The sequence below is a fragment of the Pseudomonas sp. CBZ-4 genome (genome assembly GCF_000346755.1).
Classification (GTDB): Bacteria; Pseudomonadota; Gammaproteobacteria; order Pseudomonadales; family Pseudomonadaceae; genus Aquipseudomonas.
This window is the reverse complement of the sequence record NZ_ANNV01000175.1, coordinates 226,177-237,096: the sequence shown is the minus strand read 5'-3', so window position 1 is coordinate 237,096 and position 10,920 is coordinate 226,177. Positions and strand designations below refer to the sequence as shown.

The following is a 10,920-nucleotide window of genomic DNA, read 5'->3' as shown; positions in this document are numbered from 1 at the left end:
AGGCCTTCGGCGATGTCGAGTTTGTCGAGGGCAGCCTTGGCGCGGATGATCGCGGCGGAGTCGTTGGCGGTCACGTTACGGGCTTCCAGCGCGGCGGCAGCGCCGGCACCGTCGAGACGGTCCATGTTGGCTTCGCTGGCGTGGCCGGCGTTGGCGCCCTTGATCACCGCTGCACCGGTGTCTTCGTTGTCGACTTCATCCCAACTCAGCATTGAAATACTCCTTCCTGGTCTGTTCTGACGGCGTGTGAACCCGTCCAAAAATATGCGGTTTGCAGGCTACTAGGCATTGAAATACTGCGCAGAGTGTGGTCGGTAAATACCGATGCTGCACACTATGTAGTGGTCTGTTTTGTTTGTGGGCACACTATATGGTGTGTAACAAGACTGGTCAACGCACAAGATGTGCGGTCTTGGGTCGCTGCCAGTCTTCAGTCACGTCAGGACCAGGGCTTAGAAATCCGCGATAAATTGCACCCCACCCACCACCGCGCCACGGGTTTGCGTCAGCCCACCGGGGTACTTCACGTATTGCAGGTTGGGCCGCACCATCAGCCATGTTGTTGCCTGCACGCCGTAGTTGATCTCGTAACTGTATTCGCGGCGTTGCTCTGGGACGTAGAGCGGGTCGTCAATGGACGTCACGCCATTCGCCGCATTGAGCATTTGCGTGTTGCGCGTGTAACGGTCGCTGACCTGCAGCTTCGATGCGCCCACGCCGAAGGTGTCATCGGGACGTGAATCGAACGGGCCTCGGTAAATCAAACCGACCTGGATCAGGTTCTTGATCACGCTTTTGTCCGGGTCATTCACCGTGAGGTTGGCGAACACGTTGAGCCCGCGCTTGTTGTTGCCGTCTACCGTGGTCAATTGCTGCTGGCCGGACAGCCACCAGCCACTGTTGCTGGAGTACATCCGGTAAGGTTTTTGCGAGCTGGCGGCGTAGTTGCCGTCGGCGTCCTTGAGCATGTCCTTGGTGTCGGCGTTGGCGTAGTAATAGCCGGCGTGGTACTCCGAATTCAGCCCATCAATGTGCCCTTTCCAGATCGCTTCGATGGGAAAACTGGTGCCTTGGGAGCCGCTGATAAACGGCTTGAAGCCGTTGCTGGCTTCGGCGTTGCCCGGGTTCTTGTCGTAGGCGCCGACTTGCAGGGCGAATGCGTCCGTGAACTGGTACTTGGCGCGCACCGCCCACTGGCTGATGGGGAAGCTGTTCCACACGCCGTTCCAGTTGCCTTCCTGGGAACCGCACAGGGTCACGTTCTGGAATTCGCAGGGGAACTGGTCGAAGTCTTCGCCGTGGCCGAAACGCCCGAGTTTCAGGGCGAATTTCCTGTCGAAGAACTTCTGCTCATACCAGAACTGCGACAACCGCCAGGCATTGCCGCCGCCGAACACTTCCATGGTCGAGGTCAGCCCGGTGGCGTTGGGGTGGTGGACGCGGTCGTTGGTGATGTCCTTGCCATGGCGCTCGCCGATGCCGATGCGCAAGGTCGCGTCCTGCCAGCCGAGGAGTTTTTGCAGGTCCATGTCCACGCCGAGGATCAGTTGATCGCTCCAGCGTGCCGTGGTGTGGGAGTCGTAGCCGCCACCGAGGTTGGAACCGACTTCGCCGACGTATTTGAGGGTGAAGTCGTAGCCCTGTTCGGCCAGTTGCGGGCGCAGGCCGTTCCAGTCGCCGAGCATCGCGGGGGCGCTGTAGGCGCAAGTGGAGAGGGCACTACAGAGCAGGGCCAGGGGGTAAGTGGTGCGCATGGAAAAGCTCCTTGGATTGTTGTTTTTATGGAATTTCAGGCACACAGAGGCCCTCCCTGTGGGAGCGGGCTTGCCCGCGATGGCGGTCATCCAGTCACTACATTGCTGACTGAACCACCGCTATCGCGGGCAAGCCCGCTCCCACATTGGAACTGTGGTGTTTGGGAGAGCGCGGGGTGTTATTGGAGGTTGACGAACAGCCCGCCATCGACGAGCAAGGACGCACCGGTCACATAACGCGCCATGTCCGAGGCCAGGAACACAATCGGCCCCGCCACATCGTCCGGCTCACCGAGGCGGCCCAGCGGCGTTCGCGAGGTCATATAGGCGAGCTTCTCCGCATCCGCCAGATCCTCTTTGTTGATATCCGTGGCAATCGTCCCCGGCAGCACCGAGTTGCAACGAATCCCGTACGGCCCCAGGGCAATCGCGCAGGATTGCATCAGCGAATGCAGGCCGGCCTTGGTCGGCGTGTAGTGGGTTTGCATGCCGCCGCCCACCAGGGCGCTGATGGAGCTGACCGCGATGATCGCGCCGCCGCGGCCCTGGTTTTTCATCTGGTTGGCCGCCGCCTGTACGGCGAAGTAGGCGCCGTTGAGGTTGGTGTTGACGGTCTTCAGGTAGACCTCGCGGGGCATGTCGAGGAACGAGTGGAACGGGCAGATGCCGGCGTTGTTGACGAACACGTCGACGCTGCCAAAGGCCTTCACCGCGCCGGCCACCAGCTTGTCGCCGGTGTCCGGGTCGGCCGCGTCGCCGCCCACTTCGATGGCTGCGCCGCCAAACGCCTCTATCTCTTCGATCAACGAATACGCCGCCTCGGTGCCCTGGCCGCTGCCGCTGTGGCCGATCACCACGCGGGCGCCCTGGCGCGCGCATTCACGGGCGGCGGCGCGGCCGATGCCACGGGAGGCACCGGTGATGATCACGGTTTTATCTGCAAGCAACATAACAACACTCCTTCAAAAATAAGCGGCCTCAGCCGAGGTAATTGCCGTAGCCGACCATGGCGATTGCGCCGAGGATCACCGCGATCCCGGCCACCAGCACGCCTTTGTTGGCGGCACTGGTGCCGTGCCATTCGCGGAAATACAGGCCCCAGCAGTTGGACACGATGATGATGAATGACATGTGCAGCACCCACGAACTGGCGTCGTTCTGCAGGCGGCTTTCGCCCATGCCGTAGAAAAAGAACTGCAAGAACCACAGCGTGCCGGCGACCGCCACCAGCAGGTAGTTGCCCAGCAGCGGGGTGCTGCGGTCGGTGTAGTTGTGGAAGGTGCGGTTGCGCCAGTTCAGCCACAGGCACCAGAGGCCGTTGGTGGTCAGGCCGCCCCACATGATCACCATGAAGGTCACGTTGTTCTGGAACAGGCTGTTGGCGCCATGCTCCACCGCAGCGGCCGCGAGTGGGCGCCCGGCGGAAATGCCGTAGCTGAAACAGGCACTGAGCACGCCGGAGATCACCGCCACCAGCATGCCCTTGCCCAGGGAAAACTCGCTGACACTGGCAAACTTCACCGCCTGGGACACTTCCCGTTCCTTGATCAACCCGGCCTTGCCGCACACCGCGATGCCGACCAGCGACACCGCCACGCCCCACAGCACCCAATGGCCGCCCTGGGAAGCCAGCATTGAGGTCAGCGTGCCTTCGGTGGCGTCGGTGAACAGGTCGCGGTACAGCGCCGGCATCAGGGCGCCGAGGGCCGAGGTGAGGCCCATGATCAGCGACATGCCCAGGGACAGGCCGAGGTAGCGCATGGTCAGGCCAAACGTCAGCCCGCCGATGCCCCACAACACGCCGAACATGTACGTCCACAGCAGCGTGCTGGTGTCGGCATCGCGCAGGATCTGCACCCAGCCCGGCACCGTCAATTGCGCGGCAATCAGCGGCACGATCAGCCAGGACACCAGGCCACCGGTGATCCAATAACTTTCCCAGGCCCAGCCGCGGACCTTCTTGTAGGGGATGTAGAAACTGCCGGAAGCGAAGCCGCCGATAAAGTGCAGAATCACACCGAGGAGAATGATTTCCACGTAGTCGAATCCTTTTTATTGTTGTTGTGGGCTTGATTGGTCAGGGGCGCGTGAGGTGGAACATGGGCTGTAGATCGACGCTGATCGGCGAGGCATCCGCATGGCTGGGCATGATGTCCTGCATGTGGTTCCACCAACGCTGCATCAACGCGGTGCCGGGCAGTTCATCGAGGCCGTGGGCGTCTTCGTGAGTGAGCACGGCGAACAGCGCGTTGCTCGATTCATCGAGGAAAATCCGGTAATCCACCACGCCGGCGTCCAGCAGGGCCTGGGCCAGTTCGGGCCAGATCTCGTCGTGGCGCTTGCGGTATTCATCGGCCTGGCCGGGGTTGAGGTTCATGCGAAAGGCGCGGGTCTGCATCACTGGGCTCCTGCGTCGGGGGTGTAGACCCGGACGGCGTTGTGCACGAAGAATTTGCTTTGCACCGCCGCGGGTTTGTCGGCCATGCAGCCTTTGACCAGGCCCAGGGTGGTGGCGAAATCCGCGAGGTGATCGCTGTTGGGCCAGTCGCTGCCAAAGAAGCAACGGTCTTCACCAAAGGCTTGCCACAGCACGGCCAGGCGGTCGTTGTAGAACGCCGTGTCGCTGATCAATCCCTGGGGACCGACTTGCGGGATTTCCGCCAGTTTGGCGAACACATTCGGCCGCTCGGCCAGGCGCAGCAGGTCGGCGTGATACGCCGCTTCTTCGCCGGTGGGCACCTGGGCGTTGGGCAGGTGATCGACGATGATGCGCAGCTCGGGCAAGGCATCGCTCAGGTGCAACAAACCCTTGATCAAACGCGGGTTCGGGTTGGCGCTGTCCAGGCTGCGGCCGGTGGCGGCGAGTTCGCGCAGGCCGTCGATAAAACCGGGGCGGGTCTGGTCCAGCAGCAGGTCGCGGTCCCACAGGTTGCCGTAGCGCAGGCCGAGGAACAGCGGCTCGTCGGCCAGCGCTTCGAGGTCATGGGCGAAGTCCGCGTGCAACGGGTCGAGGTTGCCGACAAAGCCGAGCATGCGCGGGTCGCTGCGCAGGGTATGCAGCAACCAGCGGTTGTCGTCGCGCCACGGGCTGGCTTCCACGGCAATCGCACCGACCACGTTATGGGGCGCGGCCAGCGCCCAGTAATCCGCCGGCAGATGCGCGGCATACAAGCGGTTGCCCGGCTCGGGCCAGGGGATGCCTTGGGGCCGGCGCGGGTCGAACAGGTGCAGGTGGCTGTCGATGATCGGGCCGCTGTAGGGCGTCAGGGGCATGGGGGGCAGTCCTTATCGCAAGCACATTGGGAAGGGCCCGCACGCTACCGTGAGCGGGCCCGTTTAACCAGATCAGCTCTGCAGGTACACCACGTGGGTATGGGTGTATTCGTACAGGCCATGCTTGCCGTCGGCCCCGCCGATCCCGGATTTGCGCACGCCGGCATGGAAGCCTTGCATGGCTTCGAAGTTCTCGCGGTTGACGTAGGTTTCACCAAAGTCGAGCTCGCGCACCGCGTGCATCGCCTTGCCCAGGTCGCGGGTGTAGATCGACGAAGTCAGGCCGTAGTCGCAGTCGTTGGCCAGGGCGATGGCTTCGTCGAGGTCGTCGACAATCTGGATCGGCAGCACCGGGCCGAAGATCTCTTCGCGCATGATCTCCATGTCGGCGCGGCAGCCGGCCAACACCGTCGGCTGGAAGTGAAAGCCTGCGCCCAGGTCGGCGATCTGCCCGCCCGTGATCAAGTTGGCGCCCTGGCTCAGCGCGGTGCGCACCTTGCGGTTGACGTTGTCCAGGCCCTGGCGGTTGATCAGCGGGCCCATCTCCATATCGGCCTGGGCCAGCGGGTCGCCATAGCGCGTGGCGGCCATCGCCGCGCTGATGCGCTCGATAAACTGGTCGGCGACCTTGCGCTCCACGTACACCCGCTCAGCGCAGTTGCACACCTGGCCGGTGTTGATGATGCGTGAGTCGCGGATGGCTTTGACCGCCAGGTCCAGGTCGGCGTCGGCCAGCACAATGGCCGGCGCCTTGCCACCCAGTTCGAGGTTGAGCTTGGTGATGTTCGGCGCGGCGGCGGCCATGATCCGCGAGCCGGTGGCGACGCTGCCGGTAAAGCTGATCATGTCCACGCCCTGGTGCGCGGTGAGGGCGCCGCCGACCTGGCCGTCGCCGCACACCACGTTGAACACGCCGGCGGGCAGGTCGGTTTCGGCGACGAGCCTGGCGAATTCAAAGCAGTTGTTCGGCGTTTCTTCGCTGGGCTTGATCACGATGGTGTTGCCGGTGAGCAGCGCCGGCGCCATTTTGCGGGCGATGAGGAAGAACGGGAAATTCCACGGCAGGATGCCGGCCACCACGCCCAGCGGCTTGCGGAACAGGAAGATGTTTTCGTTCGGGCGGTCGCTGGTGATGATCTCGCCTTCGATGCGTCGCGCCCACTCGGCCATGTAGTCGAGGTAGTCGGCGGTGAAGTTCACTTCGACCTCGGCCAGCCCGCTGACCTTGCCTTGTTCCAGGGTGATGGTGCGTGCCAGGTACGCCACGTTTTCACGCAGCTTGGCGGCGATGCGGCGCAGGTGCCCGGCGCGTTCGATGGCCGGTTTGCGCGCCCAATCTGTTTGCGCCTGGCGTGCGGCGGCGAGGGCCTGGTCCACATCGGCAGCCGTGGACGCCGGCACCTTGGACAGCAGCGCGCCGGTGGCTGGGTTGAGCACGTCGATGTGGGCTTCGCTCGCGACGAAGCGGCCGTTGATGAAGTTCTGGTACACGGGAACGGATGACATGGGCAGCTCCTTAGTAGGTACGCGACGGGGCTTTGTTTTCGCCCACCGGGCGATAACGGGCGAGGGTGGCCAGGGCGCTCTGGCGCAGCAGGCTGATGTCGATGGCCACCGCGATAAAGCGGCAACCCCAGGCCTGGTAGCGGCGGGCGTCGTCTTCATTGGGCGCGAGGATGCCGCAGACTTTGCCAGCGGCGAGGGTCGCGTCCACCGCGTGCTTGATCCGCTCCTGCACCTCAGGATGGCCGGGGTTGCCGGCGTGGCCGAGGCCGATGGACAGGTCGGCCGGGCCGATGAATACCGCGTGCACGCCTTCGACGGCGGCAATCGCGGCGACGTTTTCCACCCCCAGGCGCGACTCCACTTGCACGATCAGGCACAGCTCTTCATGGGCGGTGGTGAGGTAGTTGTCGACGCCGTCCCAGCGGGTGGCGCGGGTCAGGCCGCCGCCGACGCCACGGATGCCGTGGGGCGGGTAACGCATGGCACGCACCAGGGCCTGGGCCTGTTCGGCGGTTTCGACCATGGGGATCATCAGCGTCTGCGCGCCAACATCGAGCAGTTGCTTGATCAGGTTGGCGTCGCCATTCACTGCGCGTACTACAGGCGCGGTGGCGTAGGGTGCCACGGTCTGCAATTGGTTGAGCACGCTGGGCACGGTGTTCGGCGCGTGCTCGCCGTCGATCAGCATCCAGTCGTAACCGAGGCTGGCGACGATTTCGGCGGCGTAGCCGGTGGCGAAACCGGCCCAGATGCCGTATTGCGTGGCGTCGTTGGCCAAGGCGGCCTTGAAGCCGTTGCGGGGCATGTGCATGGCAGGTTTCCTCAGCGGTTGTAGGGACGGTGCAGTTGGCAATCCGGGTTCAGGTCAACGCCGAAGCCGGGTTTGTCCAACGCCGACAGGCGCATGCGGCCATTCACCGGCACCGGCTCGCCGAGCAGTTGCGGGTGGAACATCGGCACCACTTCATCGGCCTTCGGCGCCATCATCAGGAACTCGGCGAACGGGCTGTTATGGCGGGTGGCGACGAAGTGGTAGCTGTACACCGAGGAGCCGTGGGGCACGACCATGGCGTTGTGCGCATCGGCGAGGGCGGAGATTTTCACCAGCTCGGTGAGGCCGCCGCACCAGCCGACATCCGGCTGGATAATGTCGCAGCAGCCCATTTCCAGGAGCATGCGGAAACCCCAGCGCGTGGCTTCGTGTTCGCCGGTGGTCACCAGCATGCCCTTGGGCACGTTGTTGCGCAGGGCGGCGTAGCCCCAGTAATCGTCCGGCGACAGCGCTTCTTCGATCCACTTGAGGCCGTATTCATGGGCGCCGATGGCCAGTTTGGTCGCGTAGTTCAGGTCCAGGCTCATCCAGCAATCGAGCATCAGCCAGAAGTCCGGGCCGACCCGCTCGCGCATGGTGGCCAGTTCTTCGAGGTTTTTGCGCAGGCCTGCTTCGCCTTCGCTGGGGCCGTGGTGCAGGGGCATCTTGCCGCCGATAAAGCCCATCTTCTGGGCGAGGTCGGGGCGGGCGCCGGTGGCGTAGAACTGCAGTTCGTCACGCACTGCGCCGCCGAGCAGCTGGTGCACCGGTTCCTGGCGCAGTTTGCCGAGCAGGTCCCACAGCGCCAGATCGACGCCGGAGATCGTGTTGATCACCAGGCCCTTGCGCCCGTAGTAGAGGGTGGACTGGTACATCTGGTCCCAGATCTTTTCGATGTCGGTGACGCGGGCGCCTTCGATGAAACGCGCCAGGTGTTTCTCGACGATATAGGCCGCCGGTTCGCCGCCGGTGGTCACGGCAAAACCGACGGTGCCGTCGCTGGCTTCGATCTCCACCACCAGCGTGCCGAGCACGTTGATGCCGAAGCTGCGGCGGCTCTGGCGGTACTCCGGGTATTTGCTCATCGGCGTGGAGATATGGTCGTCGATCCAGTGGCCGTCGCCCTGGTCGTGGTAATCGGCGCCGCCGCCGCGCAGTACAAAGGCGCGCACGTGTTTGATAGTGAGGTTGCCCATGGTGTGACTCCTGGAGTTAAACAGTGGCCGGCGTGTTCGACGCTTTAGGGCCGGGTGAATGGATGCCCAGTACCAGCAACGCAGCCAGTACCGTGGTGGCGGACAGCAGGTACAGACCGGCCGCCGGGGAATGGAAGGCGCCTTCGGCCCAGTGCTTGAGCACCGGCGCGATAAAGCCGCCGAGGGCGCCGAAGGAATTGATCAGCGCAATGCCGGCTGCGGCGGCGCTGCCGGCCAGGTAGCTCGATGGAAAGGTCCAGAACACCGGCTGCACCGCGATAAAACCGGAGGCGGCAAAACACAGGGCGAGCATGCCCAGCAGCGGGCTGGCAAAGGTCACCGAACAGGCGATGCCAGCGGCGGCCATCAGCAGGGTCAGGCAGGCGGTTTGCCGACGCAGGCCGGTGCGGTCGGAATAGGCCGGAATCCACCAGGCCGCAAACAGCGCGCACACCCACGGAATCGCCGAGACCAGCCCGACCATCAGGCCGACCTTGGTGCCGAGCAGGCCACCGACCTGGGTCGGCAGGTAAAACACCACGCCGTACACACTGGCCTGGATCAGCAGGTACACCAGGCACAGGTACAGCACCGAGGGTTGGCACAGCACGTTGAGCAGGCTGCGGCCGTGGGAGGTTTTGTGTTGGTCTTCGCCGTCGAGCAGGGTTTGGATCTGCTGGCGCTCATCAGGTGTGAGCCACTTGGCATCGGCGGGGCGGTTGTCCAGGTAGAAGTAGGCCCAGATGCCCACCACCGAGGCCATCAGGCCTTCGACGGCGAACAGCCACTGCCAGCCGTGGAGGCCGGCCCAGCCGTCCATTTCCAGGAGCAGGCCGGACAACGGGCTGCCAAAGATAAACGCCAGCGGCGCGCCAAAGTAGAAGAAGCCCATGGCCTTGCCGCGCACGGCCTGGGGGAACCAGTAGGTGAGGTAGAGGATCACGCCGGGGAAGAAGCCGGCTTCGGCAACACCGAGAAGAAAGCGCAGGACGTAGAAGCTGGTTTCGTTGTGGGCGAAGACCATCGCCGCCGAGATCAGGCCCCAGCTGACCATGATCCGGCACATCCACAGGCGGGCGCCGACACGGTGCAGGATCAGGTTGCTCGGCACTTCCAGCAGCGCGTAGCCGACAAAGAACACGCCGGCGCCAAAGGCAAACGCGGCATCGCTCAAGCCGGTGTCGGCCTGGAAGGCTTGCTTGGCAAACCCGACGTTGGCGCGGTCGAGAAACGCCATGATGTACATCAGCAGCAGGAAGGGCAGCAGCCGCCAGGAAATCTTGGCGAGCAGGGGCGCGGGCAGGGTTTTCATAGGGGCAGTCCAGTGTTTTGTTCTTATGGGCCGGACTGTACGGCGGCCGAGCAATGCGCTACAAATCGAATCTCGCTTACAAGTGATAACCTCAGGGTATCGATAAGAAAGGTGAAAATGCGTAGTCCCAGCCTGTTCAACCGTTTGCGCTACAAGCACCTGCATATGCTGGTGGCCCTCAGTTCCAGCCAGAACCTGCACCGGGCGTCCCAGGCCCTGAACATGTCGCAACCGGCGGCCACGCGCATGCTGCGCGAGATCGAGGACATGTTTGGCTGCGACCTGTTCGAGCGTTTGCCACGGGGCATGCGCCCCACGGCCCTGGGCCAGGAACTGATCCGCTTTGCCGAATCGGCCCTGAGCGGCCTCGACCGTTGCGCCGAAGACCTGATGGCGCGCCAGCAGGGCGGTTATGGCTACCTGTCCATCGGCACCATCATGGGCGCCGCGCCGGACCTGGTGATGGACTGCATCGCGCAGATCAAGGCGCTCAACCCGCAACTGCGCATCCGCATCATGGGGGACACCAGCGACCAGGTGATCCAACTGCTGGAACAGGGTCGCATCGACCTGGCCATCACCCGCCGCACCGCCGCCACCGACAGCGAGCATTACAGCTTCGAACCCCTGGGCAACGAACGCATGCTGGTGGTGGTGCACGCCGGCCACCCGCTGGCCCAGCGCGAGCACGTGCCGCTGGCGGAGCTGGTGCGCGACTGGCCGTGGATCCTGCAACCGCAAAGCAGCCCGGCGCGGATCGGTTTCGATCAGGCGCTGCAAGACCTGGCGTTGCCGAGCCCGGCGGACATCATTGAATGCAGCTCGGTGTATTCCATGCAGCAGCTGATCCAGCTGACGGACGCGGTGATGGTGCTGTCGGAAAGTGCCCTGCGCGACTATCTGAAAATGGGCCTGGTGGTGGCCCTGCCGGTGGCGCTGGATGTGCGCCTGGCGCCGTTCGGCCTGTTGTTGCGCAAGGGCGAAGGGGTGGGGCGTGAGTTGGCGTTGTTTATCGACTTGCTGCGGCAGAAGGCGGCGTTGTTGTAGGACGCGGAGCGTCCTGGGCGG

General features: G+C 63.9%; 10 protein-coding genes and 1 pseudogene. 1 reads left to right on the top strand and 10 read right to left on the bottom strand.

The features are described 5' to 3' along the window. From B348_RS0128445 to B348_RS0128400, 10 genes and pseudogenes are all read right to left on the bottom strand, one after another. Positions 1–212 (bottom strand): annotated as a pseudogene (locus B348_RS0128445) (ribonucleotide-diphosphate reductase subunit beta); the annotation flags it as partial. Between the two features lie 240 nt (positions 213–452). After that, positions 453–1,754, bottom strand: a complete 1,302-nt coding sequence (locus tag B348_RS0128440) for a carbohydrate porin (RefSeq protein WP_017739421.1) — start codon at positions 1,752–1,754, stop codon at positions 453–455. Between the two features lie 179 nt (positions 1,755–1,933). Continuing rightward, a complete protein-coding gene (locus tag B348_RS0128435) occupies positions 1,934–2,704 on the bottom strand; it encodes an SDR family NAD(P)-dependent oxidoreductase (protein ID WP_017739420.1) in 771 nt (256 codons plus the stop codon). A gap of 28 nt (positions 2,705–2,732) precedes the next feature. Beyond that, on the bottom strand, positions 2,733–3,791 hold the full coding sequence (rhaT, locus tag B348_RS0128430) for an L-rhamnose/proton symporter RhaT (RefSeq protein ID WP_017739419.1): 1,059 nt from the start codon (positions 3,789–3,791) through the stop codon (positions 2,733–2,735). A gap of 40 nt (positions 3,792–3,831) precedes the next feature. Further along, positions 3,832–4,152, bottom strand: a complete 321-nt coding sequence (rhaM, locus tag B348_RS0128425) for an L-rhamnose mutarotase (protein ID WP_017739418.1) — start codon at positions 4,150–4,152, stop codon at positions 3,832–3,834. Then, entirely contained in the window at positions 4,152–5,027 is an 876-nt protein-coding gene (locus B348_RS0128420) for an amidohydrolase (RefSeq protein WP_017739417.1), read from the bottom strand. Before B348_RS0128420 ends, rhaM begins: the two co-directional genes overlap by 1 nt. 72 nt (positions 5,028–5,099) lie before the next feature. After that, positions 5,100–6,533 (bottom strand): aldehyde dehydrogenase, encoded by a 1,434-nt coding sequence (gene aldA, locus B348_RS0128415; protein WP_017739416.1) that lies wholly within the window; start codon positions 6,531–6,533, stop codon positions 5,100–5,102. A 10-nt stretch (positions 6,534–6,543) separates the two neighbouring features. Then, positions 6,544–7,344 (bottom strand): HpcH/HpaI aldolase/citrate lyase family protein, encoded by an 801-nt coding sequence (locus B348_RS0128410; protein ID WP_017739415.1) that lies wholly within the window; start codon positions 7,342–7,344, stop codon positions 6,544–6,546. An 11-nt stretch (positions 7,345–7,355) separates the two neighbouring features. After that, entirely contained in the window at positions 7,356–8,540 is a 1,185-nt protein-coding gene (gene rhmD / locus B348_RS0128405; protein ID WP_017739414.1) for an L-rhamnonate dehydratase, read from the bottom strand. Positions 8,541–8,556: 16 nt separating this feature from the next. Beyond that, positions 8,557–9,852 carry an MFS transporter gene (locus B348_RS0128400; protein ID WP_017739413.1) on the bottom strand — a complete coding sequence of 432 codons (1,296 nt, stop codon included), beginning with the start codon at positions 9,850–9,852 and terminating at the stop codon, positions 8,557–8,559. A gap of 117 nt (positions 9,853–9,969) precedes the next feature. Between B348_RS0128400 and B348_RS0128395 the strand changes: the two genes are divergently transcribed. Continuing rightward, entirely contained in the window at positions 9,970–10,899 is a 930-nt protein-coding gene (locus B348_RS0128395; protein ID WP_017739412.1) for a LysR family transcriptional regulator, read from the top strand. Positions 10,900–10,920 lie beyond the last annotated feature (21 nt).